The sequence below is a fragment of the Paenibacillus sp. ALE2 genome, assembly GCF_054113385.1.
On sequence record NZ_CM134213.1, the window covers coordinates 4,870,626 to 4,892,500 of the forward strand.

20 protein-coding genes and 2 rRNA genes (1 of these 22 only partly in view) are annotated in these 21,875 nt (G+C 46.1%); 7 read left to right on the plus strand and 15 right to left on the minus strand.

The annotated features are described in order from the left end of the window. The first annotated feature begins 82 nt into the window (after positions 1-82). From ACXHJ1_RS20795 to ACXHJ1_RS20805, 3 genes are all read left to right on the plus strand, one after another. Positions 83-559, plus strand: a complete 477-nt coding sequence (locus ACXHJ1_RS20795) for an RrF2 family transcriptional regulator (RefSeq protein WP_016818455.1) — start codon at positions 83-85, stop codon at positions 557-559. Positions 560-589: 30 nt separating this feature from the next. Beyond that, positions 590-1,471 carry an Hsp33 family molecular chaperone HslO gene (hslO, locus tag ACXHJ1_RS20800; RefSeq protein WP_457905157.1) on the plus strand — a complete coding sequence of 294 codons (882 nt, stop codon included), beginning with the start codon at positions 590-592 and terminating at the stop codon, positions 1,469-1,471. Positions 1,472-1,629: 158 nt separating this feature from the next. Then, a complete protein-coding gene (locus ACXHJ1_RS20805) occupies positions 1,630-2,499 on the plus strand; it encodes a class I SAM-dependent methyltransferase (RefSeq protein ID WP_017428468.1) in 870 nt (289 codons plus the stop codon). Position 2,500: 1 nt separating this feature from the next. On the opposite strand, the gene ACXHJ1_RS20810 is transcribed toward ACXHJ1_RS20805, so the two are convergent. After that, the gene (locus tag ACXHJ1_RS20810; RefSeq protein ID WP_457905158.1) at positions 2,501-5,692 is read right to left on the minus strand and encodes an S-layer homology domain-containing protein; all 3,192 of its coding nucleotides are present in this window, start codon (positions 5,690-5,692) and stop codon (positions 2,501-2,503) included. Between the two features lie 314 nt (positions 5,693-6,006). On the opposite strand from ACXHJ1_RS20810, the gene ACXHJ1_RS20815 reads away from it, so the two are divergent. Beyond that, on the plus strand, positions 6,007-6,876 hold the full coding sequence (locus ACXHJ1_RS20815) for an aminoglycoside 6-adenylyltransferase (RefSeq protein ID WP_090891575.1): 870 nt from the start codon (positions 6,007-6,009) through the stop codon (positions 6,874-6,876). A gap of 103 nt (positions 6,877-6,979) precedes the next feature. Here the strand turns inward: ACXHJ1_RS20815 and ACXHJ1_RS20820 are convergent, their stop codons facing one another. From ACXHJ1_RS20820 to ACXHJ1_RS20875, 12 genes are all read right to left on the minus strand, one after another. Beyond that, the gene (locus ACXHJ1_RS20820) at positions 6,980-7,324 is read right to left on the minus strand and encodes a cupin domain-containing protein (RefSeq protein ID WP_457905159.1); all 345 of its coding nucleotides are present in this window, start codon (positions 7,322-7,324) and stop codon (positions 6,980-6,982) included. Positions 7,325-7,438: 114 nt separating this feature from the next. Further along, the gene (locus ACXHJ1_RS20825; RefSeq protein ID WP_016818450.1) at positions 7,439-7,774 is read right to left on the minus strand and encodes a YolD-like family protein; all 336 of its coding nucleotides are present in this window, start codon (positions 7,772-7,774) and stop codon (positions 7,439-7,441) included. A gap of 12 nt (positions 7,775-7,786) precedes the next feature. Next, positions 7,787-7,981, minus strand: coding sequence for a hypothetical protein (locus ACXHJ1_RS20830; RefSeq protein WP_017428465.1), 195 nt, complete (start codon positions 7,979-7,981; stop codon positions 7,787-7,789). Between the two features lie 104 nt (positions 7,982-8,085). Beyond that, on the minus strand, positions 8,086-8,574 hold the full coding sequence (locus ACXHJ1_RS20835; protein WP_016818449.1) for a hypothetical protein: 489 nt from the start codon (positions 8,572-8,574) through the stop codon (positions 8,086-8,088). Positions 8,575-8,658: 84 nt separating this feature from the next. Continuing rightward, positions 8,659-9,021 carry a response regulator gene (locus ACXHJ1_RS20840; protein WP_014599711.1) on the minus strand — a complete coding sequence of 121 codons (363 nt, stop codon included), beginning with the start codon at positions 9,019-9,021 and terminating at the stop codon, positions 8,659-8,661. Between the two features lie 355 nt (positions 9,022-9,376). Next, positions 9,377-10,375 carry a metal ABC transporter substrate-binding protein gene (locus ACXHJ1_RS20845; RefSeq protein ID WP_107735284.1) on the minus strand — a complete coding sequence of 333 codons (999 nt, stop codon included), beginning with the start codon at positions 10,373-10,375 and terminating at the stop codon, positions 9,377-9,379. Between the two features lie 35 nt (positions 10,376-10,410). Beyond that, the gene (locus ACXHJ1_RS20850; protein ID WP_016818447.1) at positions 10,411-11,259 is read right to left on the minus strand and encodes a metal ABC transporter permease; all 849 of its coding nucleotides are present in this window, start codon (positions 11,257-11,259) and stop codon (positions 10,411-10,413) included. Further along, positions 11,205-11,912, minus strand: coding sequence for a metal ABC transporter ATP-binding protein (locus tag ACXHJ1_RS20855; RefSeq protein ID WP_170973163.1), 708 nt, complete (start codon positions 11,910-11,912; stop codon positions 11,205-11,207). The genes ACXHJ1_RS20850 and ACXHJ1_RS20855 overlap by 55 nt, the downstream gene beginning before the upstream one ends. 216 nt (positions 11,913-12,128) lie before the next feature. Then, positions 12,129-13,148 (minus strand): ABC transporter substrate-binding protein, encoded by a 1,020-nt coding sequence (locus tag ACXHJ1_RS20860; RefSeq protein WP_457905160.1) that lies wholly within the window; start codon positions 13,146-13,148, stop codon positions 12,129-12,131. Between the two features lie 68 nt (positions 13,149-13,216). Then, the gene (locus ACXHJ1_RS20865; RefSeq protein ID WP_457905161.1) at positions 13,217-14,005 is read right to left on the minus strand and encodes an ABC transporter ATP-binding protein; all 789 of its coding nucleotides are present in this window, start codon (positions 14,003-14,005) and stop codon (positions 13,217-13,219) included. Further along, positions 14,002-15,114: a FecCD family ABC transporter permease gene (locus tag ACXHJ1_RS20870; protein WP_457905162.1), complete on the minus strand. Its 1,113-nt coding sequence runs from the start codon at positions 15,112-15,114 to the stop codon at positions 14,002-14,004. Before ACXHJ1_RS20870 ends, ACXHJ1_RS20865 begins: the two co-directional genes overlap by 4 nt. Next, the gene (locus tag ACXHJ1_RS20875; protein WP_457905163.1) at positions 15,111-16,199 is read right to left on the minus strand and encodes a CobW family GTP-binding protein; all 1,089 of its coding nucleotides are present in this window, start codon (positions 16,197-16,199) and stop codon (positions 15,111-15,113) included. Before ACXHJ1_RS20875 ends, ACXHJ1_RS20870 begins: the two co-directional genes overlap by 4 nt. A 231-nt stretch (positions 16,200-16,430) precedes the next feature. Here ACXHJ1_RS20875 and ACXHJ1_RS20880 point away from each other — a divergent pair, with 231 nt between their 5' ends. The 3 genes from ACXHJ1_RS20880 to ACXHJ1_RS20890 are packed head-to-tail and all read left to right on the plus strand — an operon-like array spanning position 16,431 to position 19,546. Further along, positions 16,431-17,432 (plus strand): permease, encoded by a 1,002-nt coding sequence (locus tag ACXHJ1_RS20880; RefSeq protein WP_457905164.1) that lies wholly within the window; start codon positions 16,431-16,433, stop codon positions 17,430-17,432. Between the two features lie 8 nt (positions 17,433-17,440). Further along, a complete protein-coding gene (locus ACXHJ1_RS20885) occupies positions 17,441-18,418 on the plus strand; it encodes a TIGR03943 family putative permease subunit (RefSeq protein ID WP_044786620.1) in 978 nt (325 codons plus the stop codon). Positions 18,419-18,436: 18 nt separating this feature from the next. Beyond that, positions 18,437-19,546: a CobW family GTP-binding protein gene (locus ACXHJ1_RS20890; RefSeq protein ID WP_457905165.1), complete on the plus strand. Its 1,110-nt coding sequence runs from the start codon at positions 18,437-18,439 to the stop codon at positions 19,544-19,546. 238 nt (positions 19,547-19,784) lie between these two features. Here ACXHJ1_RS20890 and rrf read toward each other — a convergent pair. Both rrf and ACXHJ1_RS20900 read right to left on the minus strand, forming a co-directional pair. Beyond that, a 5S ribosomal RNA gene (gene rrf / locus ACXHJ1_RS20895) occupies positions 19,785-19,901 on the minus strand. A 152-nt stretch (positions 19,902-20,053) separates the two neighbouring features. Beyond that, positions 20,054-21,875 (minus strand): 23S ribosomal RNA (locus ACXHJ1_RS20900) (it continues 1,104 nt past the right edge of the window).

Genomic DNA, 21,875 nt, shown 5'->3' on the forward strand with positions numbered 1-21,875 from the left:
AGCTCGTCTATCATGCTCTTATGTGGATAATGATTATCCATGTTAGCCTGGTTATAACATATTGAGGTGATTGCTAGTGCATATGAAAACAGGTGTCGAACAATCTGTCTACGCTCTCCTTCTGCTCACGATGCTACCGGACAAAGCCGTTTTACCTGGAGAGGCCATTAGCCAGCAGTTAGGCGCTTCACCTACTTATTTTCATAAGCTGTTACGAAAATTGGTTAGCTCTGATTTGATTACTTCTGTACCTGGTGTCAAGGGCGGATTCAAATTAAAGAAAAAACCTGAGGATATACGAGTATTTGATATTTATCTGGCGATTGAGGGACAGCAAACCCTCTATTCTTCCAGCGGTATATACAACGATATGCTTGAATTAAAGAAAGACGATCAGTGCTGTTTACTGGCAAATTTGATGGAAGAAGCGGAAGCCTCCTGGAAAGCCGTTCTGAAAAGAGAAACCATCGCGTCACTCTCTGCTGACTTTTTTAAAGAAGGATATGATGCGAAAATTACTTCTTTGAAGAACTGGATTCAAGAAAAAATGGTCTTGTAAAGAACTTCAAAAACAGAAAGGGATATGAACATGAATGATTATTTAGTAAAAGCTCTTGCCTATAATAACCAGGTGCGGGCTTATGCTGTGAGAACAACGGAAACGGTAAGTGAAGCCCAGCAGCGTCATTATACCTGGCCAACAGCATCGGCTGCATTGGGACGTTCCATGACGGTGGGTGTGATGCTGGGAGCTATGCTTAAACATGAGGATAAACTGACGATTCGGATTAACGGTGGAGGGCCCATCGGCACTATTCTTGTCGATACCAACGCCAAAGGAGAAGTTAGAGGTTATGTAAAAAATCCGCAAACCCATTTTGAGCTTAATCAGATCGGGAAATTAGATGTCGCCAGAGCCGTAGGAACAGATGGAGCGCTGATTGTATCCAAAGATATCGGCCTAAAACAACCATTTGTTGGACAAGTCCCTCTCATATCGGGTGAACTGGGCGAGGATTTCACCTCTTATCTCGTTCAATCCGAACAAATTCCTTCTTCTGTGGGAGCAGGGGTTATTGTTAACCCGGATAACTCCATTCAGGCGGCTGGAGGTTTTATTATTCAGCTGATGCCGGGTACACCGGAAGAGGTTATCAGTTTTATTGAGAGACGGATTGAGAGCATTCCGAGCATCTCCGCAATGGTCATGGAAGGTCTTACGCCAGAGCAGATTCTGGTCAAGATTTTGGGAGAAGGCAACATGAACATACTGGAAACCATGCCTGTACAATTTCATTGTCCCTGCTCAGAAGAACGAGTTACCAATGCCATTATCAGCTTAGGGAATCAGGAAATAGAAGACATGATTCGTACCGATGGACAAGCTGAAGCCCATTGCCATTTTTGTAACACACATTACCACCTTACCAAAGAAGATCTCGAAAACATGCTGGAAACAAACATCATTTAAATACGGGCTGTTCCCAAAAGTAGTTTTAGCTACTGGGGAACAGCTCTTTTCTTTCTCAATGCTTTCGATGGATGGTTTCCTTGGCCAAAAACGGTAGACTTGTTTATGACGCAAGTGTTAATGTTATATTATTCCAATTACATGAGGTGAGATCCACTATGTTCGAAAAAGATACGCATGAAATTCTGGCTTATTATGATGGCGGTGCAGAAATAGGCAGATTAGAGCGAGGCATCGGAAAAATAGAGCTGGAAAGATCAAAAGAAATCATTTCCCGTTATCTCAGCAAGTCCACTCATGTTATTTATGATATCGGCGGCGGTGTAGGGGTCTACTCTTCGTGGCTGGCAGAACTGGGATATGAAGTTCATCTATTCGATCTCTCTTCGCAAGCCATTGAATTCGCTCGTCAGCAGCAACTGAATAAACCCATCATCAGCAAGCTGGAAATCGCAGATGCCAGAAATCTTGATCGTAAAGATGAAAGCGCGGACATCGTGCTATTGATGGGACCTTTATATCATTTAACAGAACAGAAGGAAAGAGTAAAAGCACTGCAAGAAGCAGCGCGTGTCTTAAAGAAGGGGGGAACGCTGATTACTTCGGCTATTTCCAGGTTTGGCTCGCTACTGTGGGGGCTATCGGTGTACGGCGAGTGCAATACCATTGTGGAGGAAGATGCGTTCATGGATATGGTCAGACAGGAGTTAACAGATGGTCAGCATGTACGACCGGCGGCTTATCCCTCTTTTATCACACGCTCCTACTTTCATACACCGGATGCCTTGCGTGCAGACTGGCAGGCCGCTGGATTGCAGGAGCCTCGTGTACTGGGTGTCGAAGGCCCCGTCTGGATTGCACCCGGATTTGAAGAGAAATGGGCCATTCCTTCTCATCGCAGACGTTTGCTGGATATAGCACAGCAGGTTGAAGAGCAGGATTCTGTCATCGGCATGAGCCCGCATATGCTTGCGGTAGGTATCAAGCAAAAAGACGAGCCAAACAGGCTCGCCTCTGTATCATTCTAGATTACTGCTCCAAACTTTCCAATACGGTTTTAATTTCGCTGTTCAAACTAAGTGCATTATAAATCGCAGTCAAGGCTTCAGCACGTGACGCATGATACTTAGGTCCAAACTGACTCGTACTTATACCCGAAAGCACACCGGCTTGTGCTAATTGTTTAATCGTATCAGCCGCAAAAGAAGCGGACAAGTCGGTGAAGCTTTTTTCATTCGAGGTGTCCTTTTTCAATCCGTCTAAATCCAAGATCCGCGCCAAAATGACAGCCATTTCTTGACGGACAATTGTTTGATCCGGTTTAAAAGTACCATCCTCATAACCGTTTAATACTCCAGCTGCGGTCAATTTTGTTATGGCATCCTGCGCCCAGTGATCCCCAATATCGTTCAAAGCCACAGGCTGATTTCCACCACTAATATCGAAGATTCTAGAAATGATAGCAGAAAACTCCGCACGGGTAATTTCACCATCAGGTCTGAAACTGCCATCCTTATATCCATTTACGATACCCAGCTTAGAAAACGTGTCGACCGTCTTTTCTGCCCAATGTCCTTGTAGGTCTGACGGTTTAACACTAGTAGAAAAATTTAAAGCAGATTCTGCTTTGGACTTTATATTCTGCAGTACTTTGTTGTCTGCAACCACTACGTTACTGTTGAATATGTCTTGCACAGGAGCAGTTGGCTCAGTCACCAATTCTTCAGATACAGATACAGGTACAGTTACTGGTTCTTTAGATACAGTCACCGATGGAGATGATACAGCTGATGTTGCCGTATTGCTGCTGGAATCATCGCTAGAACGGTCCCTGTTTCGATGCCCAGACCCGCCGCCACTGGAACTACTGGAATCACTGCCAGCATTATTGGGTGCGGGAGCAGCAACAGCTGTTACGATAACTGGAACATTAAAGCTATATCCGCTGTATGTGGCGGAAATTACCGTGTTCCCTTCTGAAAGTGCTCTAATCTCTCCCTGAGTAACCGTAGCGACATTCGCATTGCTGGAAGTCCAAGTTGCTTCTTCACTGACATCAATCTCTGAAGAGTCCGATTTTACAACTTTTGCTATAGCCCGTTCTGTACCCCCTACCAGCATTTGACCATTATTGATAGAAACACGCAATTCCGTGTGACTATCATCTGTTGGTACTGGATCTGGTGTTGGTACTGGATCTGGCGTTGGTACCGGATCTGGTGTTGGTATCGGATCTGGCGTTGGCGTCGGATCTGGTGTTGGTACCGGATCTGGTGTCGGTGCTGGGTTGATAGTGAATGCAACGGTAGCTGTTGAACTCTTCGCATCTAATGCTCCGTTCGTTGTACCGTCATCAATCACATTATAATCAAAACTTGCCGGGCCCTGGTAGCCTGAATTCGGAGTGAATAGTACAACCGCTCCATCTAGAACTACCGTCCCACCTTGTGCATTTTCTACCGATGCGATGCTCAGATGTTGTAAGCTCTCGTTGACAGGGCCTGCCGTGTCGTTTGCTAAGAGTTCATCAATAGCGATAGATTGTGCCCCTGCATTTGCCGATAACGATGGTAGTGTATCATTCACAGCTATCGGACTGTTGTTTACCTCACTCACAGTGATTTTGGCTTGGTTCGGCTCGCTGATCCCTGTTCCGCTCATATCTAGTGATGATTGTACGTCGAAACTGAAATGATCACCTGACGGAGAGTTAGCATAAAGATTTGGCGTAAATTTAAGCCCTGCTTCGCCATCCGCTACAGAAATAAATTGACCATCTCGGATTTCCATTACCCCATCATTTTTATAGAGGGTTCCACCAATAATGTTGGAGATTCTAAAGTACGACACATCAGATCCATCCACTTGATTACGAGTAATGATCAAACCGTCAAAGCTTTGCTTGTCTTCCTCTGTCAAAGCATCAGTCACGTTAGGGACATCAGCGACGGAATTTACTGTAAAAGAGGCTTGCTTGGCCACCGACTGCGGGACTGAGACGCCGTTCGATGTTCCATCATCGGTGACGGTAAAAGAGAAGCTAGCGGTTCCATTAAAATTCGGCTGAGGTGTAAAAATTACATTTGTTCCATCTAAACGTACAGCCCCTCCTGCGATGCTGCTGACTGAGGATACCGTTAGGTGTTGACCATTCTCATTCGGACCGGCAGACGCATGCGCAAGCAGTTCTGCAAAAGGAATTGTCCGCTCTCCTGAGTCTTCTGTAATGGAGGATAGCGTTTCGTCTTGCGCTGCCGGGGGATCGTTTACTTCCGTAACATGGACAACAGCCTTAGTGGCATCGCTCAGTCCATTACCCGTTGCACTCTGAGCCGCCTGCACATCAAAAGAGAAGGTATCTCCCGCTGCGTTGTTGGCGTTTGCCATAGGCACAAACCTCACGCCATCCCTAGCTTCTGCTGCTGTGATAAACGTTCCGTTGGAAATCTCGGTGATACCATCGCTATGATACAGCCTGCCTCCGACAATGTTCGTAATTTGATAATGTGTCACTACCGTTGAATCTTGCGGGTTTGGTGTAATGGTTATATTAGATGTTGGGATATCTTCCTCAGTAGTCACAGCGGCTACCTCAGGCATTTTAGACGAAACAGCCGAGGCTGATGTTTCCAATATCAACTGGGGAATATCTACGCCGTTGTCATCGGCTGAATATGTAATTTCCGAATAGTCTCCAGGGTTCCCTGCTTCGTTGGCAAGCAATGCAAATGAGACCATACCATCCGTCTGTTGTTGTACAAAATGGGTAACATCAAAATCAACCCATCCTACTTGAAGGTCTGAGCCTGTTTTCGTATCCGAAGGCTGATCCAGCGGGTTTAGCGGAAAAGCTCCGCTGCTCCAAACATCAGCAGTCGATCCATACACGATCAAAAAAGGATTCTGGTTAGAGCTGTAGCTGATAGAAGAGATATGAATACGCAAGGTTGCCTTCGTTACAACCTTCCCAGTCAGCTCGGGCATTTTAAACTGAATCGCTGATCTGTAATATCCTAACACTGCATCCGAAGATCTGCCAACATAGTTTTCTGGTGCATCCATCCAAACGTCGGCAGACTTGCTCCATGTTCCATCTTGGATTAATTTGGGCTGTTCGGTTGGTGCCGCACCAGCATCCGCCACTAAAATTGCCGATGAAAAGATTAGTGATACTGCTGTTAATGCACATGTGAATCGTTTAGTAGACTTGCAAAAATGCATACCTTTCCTCCTGTTGAAATAAATCTATGATTGCTGCTTGATATTATACAATTTCGTCACTGAACAAATTCTGAACAATTGCATTTTATTCTTCTATTCAACCAGCTCAGCAAGAATACGAGCAATTTGCCCGCTGTTTATTCAGTTGAATGGCTTCCGTGGATAAGCTATTGTAAGGATAGGATACTTTTCCCAGATAGAAGAACTTACAGGAGGTCGTTTTTCTTGATGATCCTTGAACTGGTGGGCTTTATTTCTACTGCTGTCTTATCTACGTTTTTTTCCTTTCGATACCGCTTGTGGAGACAACTATAGTGAGAAGTGAACAAGAGATGCTGCATACCATTCTCCAATTTGCTCAAGAAGATGAACGGGTACGTGCCGTGATTATGAATGGTTCACGCGCCAATCCACATGCTCCACGAGATATTTTTCAGGATTATGACATCGTCTTTCTCGTATCTTCCATGGACAGCTTTATTCAGGAACGTCACTGGATTCGCCGCTTTGGAGAATTGATCATTATGCAGACACCCGATGAGCATGTGGAGCCTACTGTGACGTTCCGTGATCGCTTTGCTTTTCTCATGTTATTTACGGATGGCAATCGCATTGATCTTACCCTCTGCCCTGTGACTAACATCGCCAATTGGCCCCGAGACAGCTTAAGTGTTCTGCTGCTGGATAAAGACGACCTGGTGGAGCCTTTCCCACCGCCAAGTCTTCAGGCTTATAAGACGGTCCCTCCAACCGCCCAAACCTATGCGGATTCCTGCAACGAATTCTGGTGGGTCAGTACTTATGTGGCTAAAGGATTATGGCGACATGAGCTTCCCTATGCCAAATTCATGTTGGATCGACCTGTAAGAGATGCGCTTCACTTCATGCTGGAATGGCATATGGGTATACAAACTAACTTCACGGCAGATCCAGGTAAGCAGGGAAAATATTTCGAGAAGCACCTTGAGCCTGAACATTGGACGGCCTACATCCAAACGTTTGCGGATGCAGATTATGAACATATGTGGCAGTCTCTTTTTATCATGGGTAATTTATTTAGAGAAGTTGCCCAGAAGGTGGCGAACCATTATGGTTATAGATACCCGATTGAGGACGATCAACGTGTAACAAACTATCTCTATCACGTAAAAGCTCTCCCTGCAGATGCAACGGGCATCTATTAAAGAAAAAAACCAGTCGGGCACTTGATTTACATGTGCTAGCCTGGTTTTTTATACTCTAACATTATTTGACCTATATACGTTTGGAATCTGCTGTCTCCTAATATTAGTTTTCGGTCAGCACCCGGTCGCCTCTGCTCGCAGGCTGAGAGATAACCAAAAATTCAACATCCTCACTCGTTTCATTAAACATTTGATGAGGCACCATAGGAAGAACCTCACACCCTTCCTGAGATCCTAATTGGATGCGTTCACCATCCACTTCAAGTACCGCTGCACCTGATAAAATAAAGAAAAATTGGCGCGCATGATGATGATAATGTCTGACTTCATGTGTATTTCCCGGCATGCGCTCATGAATAATACTCAAATCATCATTTTTCACCAAGCGCCAACCATCACATTGTTCTCCCCATATATAATGTTCAGCATTATGTTTACTTATTTTCAAATTGACTCCCCCTTTGTAGTTACAGTTTTATTGTAAATCTGGATTCACTGAGCTACAATCTTAATTATAAAAAACGATAGAACCCATGTAAAAAAACTCTGAGTCCGACCATTTTTAGATATCCGCCTCGATAATTTCCTCCAACTTAATCCAGCTAAAATCCTCTTCCCCACGAGATAGCTTCACTTCTCGCCGACTTGTGTTAATCACTGTAACCAGTCCGCGCAGCTCCTCATCATCAAACGGATTAAACACTCTTAGTGTAATAGGCTTCCGTTCGTTATAGGATACGATAATGGCCTGTTCAATCTGCTGTATCTCCTGATCGTCCAGTGTCGGCTTGCCGCGTCTTCCCTGCTCCTTCATCAGTCTTACATATGCCTCCCGATGCTCAGGCAAAATCATACGCGAGCTTTCCCATATGCCATTTCCTTCAAGCTTTTTTCCCATCGTAAGCCCCTCCTATGCTGTTCTGGTTACCGGATGCCATGCCAATACATGATCTAATCGAAAAACACGTGGCTGACCAGTTTGCAAACAGGTGGCCCGGATTAAACCATTCTGCACACGATGCACCTCTATCTGCCGATGAGACAGTTTGCCCTTTCGGTCCATATACACGATTTCCACGATCTGTCCCACATATTTCTCCAGCATCATCCTTCACTCCTCATCAGAACGTTTGTTTGTATTATATGCGAACATGCGTTTGATTATCAATGTAAAAAAATCCCCTGAGGGAGTTGCCTCTCTCAAGGGATTTAAAACTCATAGGTGGACAGCTTAATATCCTCTTTATTCAAATCTTTCAGCGGATACACAGGGCCATTCCAATAAGTCAAAATATTAAGTGGCTCATTAGTACCATGCTCCTTTAAAGTGTGAGATAATTCGAGCAATACATGTGGAAGTTGATAAGAGCTTGTTAAAAATTGATATTCTTCTGGACTTTCGCAGTCTTCTGCTCGATAAAATACAAAGTAACCCTCGGTATAATCCCCAATGAGTACAATATAACGAGCAAGAAACATAATTTCACCATTGGCAAACGGAATGGAAAATGTCGAAGCAGAGATTAAATCTGTCTCTAATGCCTCTATACGAACGGTGAGTTCATTGTTTAGAGCATCCATTTTTCCCCTTTGTTCACTGATGAGGTGTTCATAATTTACAGGAACAAGCCCCCCACTCTTGATCGTAGCGATCAGTTCATCTATAAATACTTTTTGAGACAATACTCGATTGCTCATCCTATTCATCTCCATATTCGTGAAAAATAAGCATGAAACTCCCGCTTCAATATGTTCAATATTATGTATTAAAAGCTTGATTCATTAATTATCCAGCATTTTTGTGACGGCATTCACGACCCTTTCCATCTCAAATGGCTTCACAATAAAATCTTTTGCCCCTGCCTTAAATGCTTGTATAATTGCTTCTTGCTGACCCAAAGCGGAACACATTAAGATGTTGGCTTTAGGATCAAGCTCTACAATCTTTTTAACAGCCTCAAGCCCATCCATTTTAGGCATATTAATATCCATGGTAATTAAATCTGGCCGAAAGTGTGCATATTTCAAAACTGCATCATATCCATTTTCCGCTTCTGCAATAACAGAGTGACCTAAATCCAACAGAATATCCTTAAGCACAGAACGCATAAATAAAGAATCATCCACTATTATAACTGTTGCCAAGTTAACCTCTCCAATCCGTTGTCATATGATATGCACGCCCAAACTTCAATATCGGTGAAAAAACTAGTTATATTAATAGAAAGAATCTGTAAAAAGAAAAACGCTACCATTGAATTATAAAAGGAATTTGAAACTAGCTACTACAGCATTAATTTCAATAAAAACGTTTCGCAATGACGTAAATCATTCCTGTAGTATAAAGATTACAAAGTACTAGGTATTCAGTGAACCCTTAGCACTATGCAGGCGAATTCAAAAGTGAGAAGAATCATTGGGCCAACTCCTTAAACAGATATAAAAAAAGACATCGGTATCATGCCGACATCTTTTTTTAAACTATTCGTTTAAAGTTTGCTTATTCATTCAGAGCTTTTTTCAAAGCCTCCAGATTGTTTTTCATCACACCAAGGTAATCCAGATTCTTTTGTTTGTCTTCATCCGTCAGTCCTTCAAGCGGATTCAGTACATCCGTTTTCGAACCAATTTCTGTAGCTACGGTCTCAGCAACCTTCGGATCAACCAACGTTTCAAAGAAAATTGTCTTCACATTATTATCTTTAGCAAACTTGATAATACCTGCCAACTTGTCCGGCGTAGGCTCCTGCTCTGGAGATAATCCGGCAATTGGCACTTGGGTCAGACCATATTGCTTAGCCAAATAGCTAAAAGCAGCATGCTGCGTAATAAAGTCTTTACGTTTTACATTTTTCAGACCCGTTTTGAATTCAGTATCCAGCTCTTTCAGCTTAGCAATATAAGCATCAGCGTTTTTCTCATAGTCCGCTTTGTTTGTAGGATCGGCTTTTACAAGCCCTGCTTCTATAGCTTCTACTTCTTTCTGAGCTAAGACTGGATCAAGCCATACATGAGGGTCCAGCACATGATCGTGATCATGGCCTTCCTCTGCGTGTGCTTCTTCTCCTTCTTCCTCCTCGGCAGATCCTTCCATCAGGTTCAACCCTTTGCTTGCTTCAACTACTACACGCTTATCATTCGATGCGCTGCTCAAAGCCTGTTCTGCCCAACCTTCGACGATCCCGTTATATACAAATACGTCAGCATCCTTAACCTGTGCCATATCCTTGGCGCTTGGCTCCCAATCATGCGGCTCAGCACCGGCAGGAATCAACGCGGTTACGTTAGCATGGTCTCCGGCAACTTGCTTGGTGAATTCATACATCGGATAAAAAGTGGTGACTACATTCAGCTTTTTACCACTGTCCGCTGTTTGTGCTGGATTAGATTCGGTTTGGGATGTATTCGTGGCTGCATGATCAGTTTTAGCTCCACAACCGGCCAAAATAAGTGCTAGCCCCGCAGACAATACAAATGATTTTTTGAACCATGTATTCATATTCATAACTCCTTATGTGTTAGTTTTTTATAAACTCACTGACCTGCCGCATTCTTACGTCGAGAAGCCTGTTGCTTGCCAAGTTTACGGACCAGCTTTTGAATACTAGCTCCTACGATCAGGAATAATAACAGCACCATAGCAATCGTCCCCCCTGGGGGTGTACTAAGTTCATATGATGCTGTTAATCCCATAAATACGCCGATTAATGCGGTGATCATGGATATCCAGATAGCTGCCGCGAAGCTCGGTGCAATTCGAATCGCCAGCGCAGCAGGCAACACGATTAGTGAGGAGACAAGCAGTACACCGACAATCGGCATGGCTGCGGCTACAATCATCCCAGTCAAAATACTAAACGCAAACGAGATAGACTTGACAGGAAGACCATTGGTCTTTGCCGTTTCTTCATCAAAGGTAATCTGGTACAAAGGCCGTCGGAACACGAAAAAGAAAATACCTCCGATGACAGCCACAACGATCATCAACATCAGCTCGGTCTGATTGACGGCTACTACCGAACCAAACAAATAAGCGGAAAAGCCTTTGTTAATGCTCTGATTCAGATTCATTAAAATAACAGCCGTTGAGAGGCCACCTACCATAATAATAGCCACAGAAATCTCACTATACGTTTTATAAGATCTGCGGACGTATTCAACAATAATCGCACCGATCACCGCAACAATAAATCCAGTTATCGTCGGGTTAATCCCTAAATAGGCACCTGCTGCCACCCCTGCCAGCGATACATGCGATAGCATGTCCGCCATGAGAGCCTGACGCCGTAGCATCAGGTATACTCCAAGCACCGAGGCCAGCAGTGCAATTACCCCACCGGCACAAAATGCCCGCTGCATGAAGTCGTAGTGCAGCATTTCCATCCGCCATCTTCCTTCCTTTCAAGCTCAATAATACGATCCAGATAATGTTGTACTTCCGATAGTCCATGGGTAACCATGACTACAGTTCTTCCATATTCCTTAACCTGCTGATTCATCAGATCGTAGAAGTGATGTCGGCTTTCCTGATCCATTCCGGTCGTGGGCTCATCCAAAATGAGCAAATCCGATTCCTGAGCAAGTGCCCTTGCCACACAAATACGCTGCTTCTGTCCACCAGACAATTCGCCGATTTTGCGGTGCCGTAAATCCCACATCCCTACTTGACGAAGCGCCTGCTCTGTCAGATCATGATCCTCAGCCCGCATCCGGCGCAGCCAAGAGCCATGAGTATATCTACCCGAACGGACAAATTCCAGGATGGTACTTGGAAATCCTCCATTGAAGGCAGCAATTTGTTGTGATACAAATCCGACAACGAGCTTTTTACCTTCACCTGTACGGTCGGACATAAACACTTTGCCCTTCCAAGGCTGAAGTAAACCGAGCAGCAACTTGAGCATCGTCGATTTGGAAGCACCGTTGGGTCCAGTGATCGCCACAAATTCTCCGGAAAAAATTTCAACATTGGCATCTACCAAGTTAGGAACATCTCCGTAGCCAAATGTGACCTGTTCCAATGAGGCCAATAACATGACGCAAATCTCCTTTTCCTTTAAAAAGCCTGGAGCCATCTGAGCGGTCATCATAGCGCAGATTCTCCAGGTCGTTTATGATCATTAAACCATCTACCGTAATTATTACGATTTGGTAATAAAAAAATAAGCGCTTGATAAACGTAACCTTTACGCATTAGCAAGTTTAACAGTTTAGGCAAGGTTCGTCAATGTTTTGGCAACTCTTTTGTTTGTTTATTTCACTTTGTCCGGGTACAAGCCTGCTGCCAAGGTTTTCAGTGCAATCGGTGCTCGCACACCTTCAGCCGCTGCGGATAGAGGCAGCACCACAAATCGTTTGTTTTTGATCGCTTCAACACCAGCCAGCGCGGGCTTGCTCAACAGAAGCTTTTCTTTATCAGCCAGTGAAGTATCTCCGTAGTCGAGAATAATAATAACATCAGGGTTGCGGTTCACGACCTCTTCCCAGCTTACTTCCGTAAAACTTTTATCGATATCATCAAAAATATTTTTCGCCTTCACACTTTTAATCAAAGACGTCAGATAATTGTTGGCAGCCGTAAATGGCTTGTCTTCGCCGCTGTCATAAACAAAAACCTTGGGTGCCCGTTCAACCGTGCCAATTTGAGTCTGAATGGACTGCACTTGTGCACGAATGTCATTTACCAGTTTTTCTGCACGCTCCTCAACCCGGAAAATACGTCCAATATTTAGTATATCCCGATATACATCTTCTAATATAGGACCCGGCTTATTGGAGGATTCCTGTATATAGGTTTGCACGCCCTGTTGGGCAAGCTCCTCACGGGAACCCAGATTTTTATCATTAAAGGCACTCTTCCAGCCCGCATAGGCAAAATCCGGTGCAGCTGCCATAAACACCTCTTTGGACGGATATTGTTTGGCTAGAACCGGGATTTTATCATATTGAGTCTTATATTTCGGTAAAATCTGATCATCCAAATAGGCGGTTCCTACCATGGAAGATTCCAGTCCAAGGGCCAGCATAACTTCTGTCGCATGCTGGTTCAATGTAACCGCACGTTTGGGCGCTTCGGGAAATACCATTTTTACACCCATGTTCTCAATCTCTACTGCCTTCTCTTGGGTTGTTGATTGCGATGCATCAGATTGCTGCCCGTTTGCAGATGAATTTGTGGTTTGAGCCGTGTTTCCTGCTGCGCAGGCCGATAATAACAGCATCGCCAAAGCTAGCATAACCAGCGGTAATGCGGGTTTGCTACATTTATTCATATGTAACGTCTCCTCTTTCATTCACAGTTTTATCTTACCTTATCGAATCACCATTCTGCCTGTTAATGTCATAGATGGTCTCCACCTCTAAGAGAATCCGGTAAAAAGGTAATACTCGGTTTCCCGGTTTTCGGATGAATGCGAATTTCTGTTTCCACCCCGAATACACTGCGTAGCAGGTCAGGCTGAAGCACATTCTCTGTTATGCCGGAGGCTACCACCTTGCCTTCTTTTAATACATACAATCGGTCACAATAACATGCCGCCAAATTTAAATCATGCAGTGCAGCTAAAGCAGTGATCTGAAGTGTTTTGACCAAATCGAGAATTTGCAGCTGATACCGGATATCGAGATGATTCGTCGGCTCGTCCAAAATGAGAAATTTCGCTTGTCCGGCCAAAGCCCTGGCGATCAATACCCGTTGCTTTTCACCGCCCGACAGGGTAGCAAACCCCTGATCCGCTTGAGCATTCATGCCTACCCGCTCCAGCGCCTGCTCAACCAGCTCATGATCGAAGACAGTATCTGCTTCCAGCAGTTTCTTATGAGGATGGCGGCCCATCAGGACGATGTCCCGTACTGAAAAATCAAACGTTTGGGGCGCATCCTGACTTACCACTGCCATTTGTCGTGCTGTCTCTTTGTACTTCATACGCAATAAATCCTGGCCATCCAGCGTCACCAAACCACTGTCAGGCCTTAACACCCGATACATATTCTTAAGCAACGTTGATTTGCCGCTGCCATTCGGACCGATCAGCCCGACCAGCTCTCCCGTTTTTACCTGGAGGCTGATACCGTCGATCAATCGTTTATCGTGAACACTGAAGGTCACGCCTTCGACTTCTATATTCATTTTTCGCCTCCAAACGAGTAGGAACTGCGCCGCAGCAGCCACACAAAAAAGGGTCCGCCACACACAGCCGTTACAATACCAATCGGCAGCTCCTGTGGAGCTAGCACGAGCCGGGCACATACGTCTGCCCACACGACGAAGATAGCTCCCGAAAGCAGGCTGACAGGCAGGACACGCCGATGATCCGATCCCACTATTAGCCTAACGATGTGTGGAATCATAAGCCCGACAAAACCAATCGAGCCACTCACGGATACGACTGCCCCGGTTAAAAGGGAAGCGACAACAACCAATAATACACGGAACGCCTGCACGTTCACACCGAGCGTTACGGCGGCTTCTTCTCCTGTCAGCAAAGCATTCAATGAACGGCATCGGGTCAAAAGGACAGCCGTTCCCACGGCTATAATAAGGCTTGGAATGAAAAGCGTATCCCATTGAGCGCCTGCCAGACTTCCCATCATCCAATACATCGCGTCACGGATGCCTTTTTCATTCGGGGCCATCGTAACGATAAAGCTAGTCACAGCCGACAGCATCATAGATACCGCCACTCCTGCCAGCAGCAAGCGGGTCGTCGATATCCGCCCAGCCACACGAGCCAACGCAAACACCATAAGCATCGCAGCTAGAGAGCCTATAAAAGCAGATATGGGCAGTGCAAGTCGTCCCAAAAATCCAAAAGCTCCAAACACAATAACTAACGTCGCTGTCACTGAAGCACCCGACGAGACTCCTAGAATATAGGGGTCCGCTAACGAATTGCGAATTAATGCCTGTATAGCCGCTCCGGTAACAGCAAGTCCTGCTCCCACGACAACACCTAGCAGCACACGCGGAAAGCGAATTTCCCAGACGATATATTGCTCCGGTTTGGTCCATGTCACGGGTATCCACTGATCCAACCAAGGCAGATGGGACAGCGCAATTCGCCATACTGTCCCTGGAGCGACAGCCACAGGACCCAGCATGACCGCAAGTGTAACTGACAGCACCAGTCCCGCAATTAATAACAGCAGAATTGTTGTAAATCTCCATGGAGGCTTCCCTGCTAGATCAGCTCGAGAATGAGGCTTGGATGAATAAACGCTATTTGTTCTCGAAATCATGAACTAGCCAGTGGCTTTGCAGCCGCTTCAAGCTTTTTCAATCGTTCCCCGATCTCAGAAGCAGAGAAATTCTCGCCCATGATCACCGCTACATCGTTCACTGGCTTTTGCGGTCGGATCGGGATGATTTCCAGCTCACGATAGGCAAATTGAAACATCATCTGGCCCTCCGATTCCAAAAATCGCGCGATTCCTTTGGCCCGGTAAATTTCAGCAGGCAAACTGCGGAACAACTGTTCAAACTCGGAGCGTGACACAGGTTGTCCAAAAAAATGCGTATGAACAACTACATGGTCGTAGGAATGATAATGCTCTCCGTGTTCATGTTCAAGGTCGTGATGCTCGGGCTCATGATAGTCATAAGGATGATGGCCTGTATGATCATCATGACCATACGTGTGAAAATGAGCTTCCGCATGCTGATGATCATTCGCGATATCGACTGTGGACTCCTTTTGCCGCGAAACATCCATCTGTTTCTCTCCTTGAATGGAGAAAAAGGCACCCAAATCTACGTCACTACGCTCCGTGCTTACAGTCAAAGCATAAGGATTTAATTCTTTTACAAGGGCCTGTACTTTTTGCAATTCTCCCGCAGCCAATAAATCAGTCTTGTTAATAATCAGTTTGGAAGCACACCGCAGCTGATCCTGCATCAAACGAAACGACTTGCTTCTCTCACTACCCAAGGAGAAATCCAGAAATTGACGCGCATCCACGACCGTGATAACAGATTGTAAAACCATAGAAGAATATATGGAGGCATCTGTCACTGCATCTACAATCTCCATTGGATTAGCCACTCCGGTACATTCTACAATAATCACATCTGGCTTATATTCCTCGGCAAGATTCATGAGCTCGACGCCCAAATCTCCGCGAATGGTACAGCATATACAGCCACTGAGCATTTCCTTCATGGGGGCCTGGTCGTTCACCAAACTGCCGTCCAGATTAACATCACCCAACTCATTCATCAGAATAGCTGGCTTGAGCCCCTGCTCCTTGTAGTAAGCCAGCGCATGCTGAAGAAGAGTTGTTTTCCCGCTGCCCAAAAATCCGGATAAAACAACAATCGGTATCATATAATCCTCCTTGTCTTTACAACACTAATATGGATCGTACCGTAAAAGTTTTCTTCTTGCAATCATTTATCGGATTTTAATCGTAATAATTACTATTAACAAACATAAATATATATGACCACGCTTTGAATTGTCAATATAGGAGGTGATTCAAGCATAATCCTGCGGCATGATTGTCCCAACACAGGCATAGGATGTAGATAAGAACCCTTATTCCCAAGGAGATGTGGAATGAAAAACAGTACGCTGTTGAAGATGCTGCCTTTTATGATTCCGTTTGCCTTTCTCATCCCTGTGCTTATTACGCTATCTCCTCAGTGGCTTCGTTTGTTAGATATAGGGCAGCTGCAGTCATTAAAGACGGTATTTATGGGTATTTTTCTGGAGGCTGTTCCGTTTCTCCTGATCGGTGTGCTTGTTTCATCCCTTTTACAGTGGCTTGTACCGGAGACATGGATTCGTAAAATAGCGCCTACCCATCCTGTGCCGGGTGTCCTGCTCGCCTCCTTGCTAGGTATGCTGTTTCCCATCTGTGAGTGTGGCATGATCCCTGTCGTTCGCCAATTAATGCTCAAGGGAATGCCTGCCTATATGGGTATCACTTTTATCTTAAGCGGACCTATTATCAATCCCGTAGTACTGGCTGCGACAATGATGGCTTTCCCTTCCCATCCTGAGGTCACTGTCGTTCGAATGGGTTTGGCCTTTGTCGTTTCCGCGACCATCGGATTGATCATATATGCCTTTGTGCGTGTGCATCCGCTCAAACGGTCTTTGCTCTCTTTTAACCAGCAAAAGCAGAACAATCAGACTCATCGGCATAACCGCACATGGCGGGGATTTTTTGTACATGCTGGCGACGAGTTTTTGGACATGAGTAAATATCTCGTTATCGGCGCATTATTGACAGCTTGCATCCAAACCTTTATCCCACGTGATGAAATGCTTTCGTTAAGTAATGGTACGGCTGGCTCGTACGCCTTTATGATGGGCTTTGCCTATGTGCTATCGCTATGTTCCACCTCTGATGCCTTTGTAGCTACTGCTTTTTCACATACCTTTACACTGGGTCCGCTGGCAGCCTTTCTTGTACTCGGCCCGATGCTTGATTTCAAAGGTACACTCATGCTGCTCAGCACCTTTCGCACCAAATTTGTCGTGATCTTGGGCTTACTCATTATTTTACTCGTCCTGATGGGATCTATAGCTGCTGAATGGTTATTGGGGAGGTAAATACAAACGTGAATTCAACCTTTAGCATCCGCTGTCAATATGGCATGCGCTCCTTGCTCATGATCGGATTAGCTGTATACATCATCACATTACATCGCACAAGTGCACTTCATTACTACTTGGCTCCGCACATGCAAAAACTGCTTTTGCTCTGTCCTGTGCCACTCATATTCATCGCTTTGGCGATGGCATGGCACGTAATCGTGGGAAGCCGGGGTGGTGAAGATGTATGCGATTGCGAACATCCTTTACCGCAAAGCTGGTTCAAAAAAACTCTCTTATATGGAATGCTGCTCATTCCGTTGCTGTTCGGGTCACTGCTGCCCAATCAGGCACTTGGCAGTGATATGGCAGCCAAAAAAGGTATGTCCTTCACCTATCCCAACCCGGATATCCGACGAAAAACAGACATCCAAACCACGAACACACCCGCAGCCTCCCTTTTATCCACTCCATCTTTCACACCAACTTCGCTCCCTCTAAAGGGAAAATGGAGTCAGGAAGCGCTGGATAAGCTGTTCGTTCCGCCCGATGAGTACAATGTAGAATTCGCCGAGCTGGCGAAACGTCTGTATCAGCAACCCATTATACAGATCCATCCGGAGATTTTTTCCGAAACTATAGGAGCGATCGAACTGTATAAACACGCTTTTCAAGGAAAAAAAGTACAGGTGACCGGCTTTGTCTATAAAGACGACAATCTACCGGGTAAAGGTCTATTTGCAGTAGGAAGGTTCCTCGTTATGTGCTGTACTGCCGATGCCATGCCATTCGGGATTATCGTCCAATCCCAGAACCCTCCGTCCTTTGACAAGGATACCTGGGTGACTATTGAAGGAACTCTGCATGCAACGCAAAAGGATAATGCACCCGTACTTGAAATTCGATCCGATAAAATAACGACTGTCAAGCAGCCAGAATCCCCTTATGTCTATACCCAAGCAGACTCGGTAGCAACCTATGATCGCTTGAATACGGCACACTAAACCCGCCAAGGAGGAAAAATGATGAACAAAGTTCCTGTTATATTAATCAGTGGTTTTCTTGGAAGCGGCAAAACGACACTACTTTTGCGGCTGTTAGCCTATACTCGTCAGATTCCTCTTCGTGCTGCTGTTTTAATGAACGAAATGGGCGAATATGATGTAGACAGCGCTATTATTTCAGAGGAAATGCCTGACGTAACAGTGGAAGGACTGCTAGAGGGGTGCATTTGTTGCAGCAAAAGAAATGAGCTGGCTGGCGCACTGCACACCCTGCTCAGCCAAGAGCCGGATGTGATCTTCATGGAGACCACCGGAGTAGCCAACCCCGAGCAGGTGCTGGAGGAACTTCGCTCCCCACTGCTGGCAGATCGGCTGTATCTGGTTCACGGCATCAGTGTGGTGGATGCTGAGCTGTTCCATGAATACAACAGCCGCTTCACTGCAGACAAGGAGCTGGTTCGGACTCTGCACGGACAGCTTCGCTCCGCCGACTTTATTGTTGTGAACAAAACGGATGTCGCAAATAGCCGTGAAGTGGCTAAGGTCGTCAAGAACATCCGCAAGCTCAACGATACGGCCAAGTTGCAAACTACTGAGTATAGCCGCATTGACCTTGAACCACTGCTGGAACCTGTCCTGAACTCCGTATGGGTTGACCCGAAACCTGTACAAGTATTTCAACATACATCGGCACAGATGCAGCCCAACGATGCAGAAGCATCACCTATACCAATTCCCGCTAAAGATAACGAAAGACCTAGCAGTGCCTCCAGAAGTACCGCATTCAAAGTAATTTCTGCACACCGTCAAAACCACAGTCACGATCACGACCTCCCCAATTCCTTTTCCCGTCTGGAGAGCTTAACACTGCATCAATATTCTCCTCAGCCATTGGAAAAGCAACGATTAGAAGACTTCCTGACTAGGCTAGGTTCCTCGCTGCTTCGTGCGAAAGGTTATTGTGTGCTTCCGCATGAGGGTACAATGCTTTTGCAATTCTCAGGAAGTCACTTGGAATGGCAGCCCACCGTACTTCCGGTGAGCCAGGGATATGTCACACTCATTGGAGAGCAGCTTGACAAAGCATCCATTACCGAGCAATGGGAACAGTGCTTCGTTTCGCTGTAGTCGACAGATTCGGCTCGAAATGAAATTCCCCTCCAAAATGTCTACGAAATTAAATTATAAAAGGCTGTTCCTTTGACCTTTAAAAGTCATGGAACAGCCTTTTTTTGTAACTATCATAAATTTGCATATACGCAGTATATACCTTATAGGATGTTATGTTGAATGATGGGAAAATAAAAAAAGCCGTCGAGGCATTCTCGACGACCTGAGTACGACTTGCAGAGTCATACTATTATTTGCTTGGCGGCGTCCTACTCTCCCAGGACCCTGCGGTCCAAGTACCATCGGCGCTGGAGGGCTTAACGGTCGTGTTCGGGATGGGTACGTGTGGAACCCCTCCGCTATCGCCACCAAACATGAATTTGCTCCGCAAATTCTTCCGTAAGGTTATTCGGTTCATCACAGATTGTGTGAATGAATCGCCATACGCTTGTCGTATGTACTTCTACATACCTTCAAGGTGTTACACCCTGAAAACTGGATCCGAAACTTCATTGCGTCTTATCTTAGGATAAGCCCTCGACCGATTAGTATTGGTCAGCTCCATGCATTACTGCACTTCCACCCCCAACCTATCTACCTCGTCGTCTTCAAGGGGTCTTACATACTGGGAAATCTCATCTTGAGGGGGGCTTCACGCTTAGATGCTTTCAGCGCTTATCCCTTCCGTACATAGCTACCCAGCGGTGCTCCTGGCGGAACAACTGGTACACCAGCGGTACGTCCATCCCGGTCCTCTCGTACTAAGGACAGCTCCTCTCAAATTTCCTACGCCCACGACAGATAGGGACCGAACTGTCTCACGACGTTCTGAACCCAGCTCGCGTACCGCTTTAATGGGCGAACAGCCCAACCCTTGGGACCTACTTCAGCCCCAGGATGCGATGAGCCGACATCGAGGTGCCAAACCTCCCCGTCGATGTGGACTCTTGGGGGAGATAAGCCTGTTATCCCCAGGGTAGCTTTTATCCGTTGAGCGATGGCCCTTCCATGCGGTACCACCGGATCACTAAGCCCGACTTTCGTCCCTGCTCGACTTGTAGGTCTCGCAGTCAAGCTCCCTTCTGCCTTTGCACTCTTCGAATGATTTCCAACCATTCTGAGGGAACCTTGGGGCGCCTCCGTTACTCTTTAGGAGGCGACCGCCCCAGTCAAACTGCCCACCTGACACTGTCCTCGTACCGGATCACGGTACCAAGTTAGAACCTAGATACGATCAGGGTGGTATCCCAAGGATGCCTCCCCTCAAGCTGGCGCTCAAGGTTCAACGGCTCCCACCTATCCTGTACAGATCGTACCCAAATTCAATATCAAGCTGCAGTAAAGCTCCATGGGGTCTTTCCGTCTTGTCGCGGGTAACCTGCATCTTCACAGGTATTAAAATTTCACCGGATCTCTCGTTGAGACAGCGCCCAAGTCGTTACGCCATTCGTGCGGGTCAGAATTTACCTGACAAGGAATTTCGCTACCTTAGGACCGTTATAGTTACGGCCGCCGTTTACTGGGGCTTCGGTTCATAGCTTCGCCCGAAGGCTTACCACTCCCCTTAACCTTCCAGCACCGGGCAGGCGTCAGCCCGTATACTTCGCCTTGCGGCTTCGCACAGACCTGTGTTTTTGCTAAACAGTCGCTTGGGCCTTTTCACTGCGGCCCCCTCGGGCTATTCACCCTACCGAGGCACCCCTTCTCCCGAAGTTACGGGGTCATTTTGCCGAGTTCCTTAACGAGAGTTCTTCCGCGCGCCTTAGAATTCTCTTCTCGCCTACCTGTGTCGGTTTGCGGTACGGGCACCTTCTCCTGGCTAGAGGCTTTTCTTGGCAGTCTGAGATCATGACCTTCGCTACTGTAATTTTCGCTCCCCATCACAGCCCAGCCTTCACGATGTGCGGATTTGCCTACACATCAGCCTCACTGCTTAGACGGACATCCATCAGTCCGCGTCACTACCCTACTGCGTCACCCCATCGCTCATCACGGATTACGGTGGTACAGGAATTTCGACCTGTTGTCCTTCGACTACGCCTATCGGCCTCGCCTTAGGTCCCGACTTACCCTGAGCGGACGAACCTTCCTCAGGAACCCTTAGGCTTTCGGCGGATCTGATTCTCACAGATCTTTTCGTTACTCATACCGGCATTCTCACTTGAATGCAGTCCAGCGCTCCTTCCGGTACACCTTCAACCCGCATTCAACGCTCCCCTACCCCTGATGCAAGCATCAAGCCATAGCTTCGGTGGTGTGTTTAGCCCCGTTACATTTTCGGCGCAGAGTCACTCGACCAGTGAGCTATTACGCACTCTTTCAATGGTGGCTGCTTCTAAGCCAACAT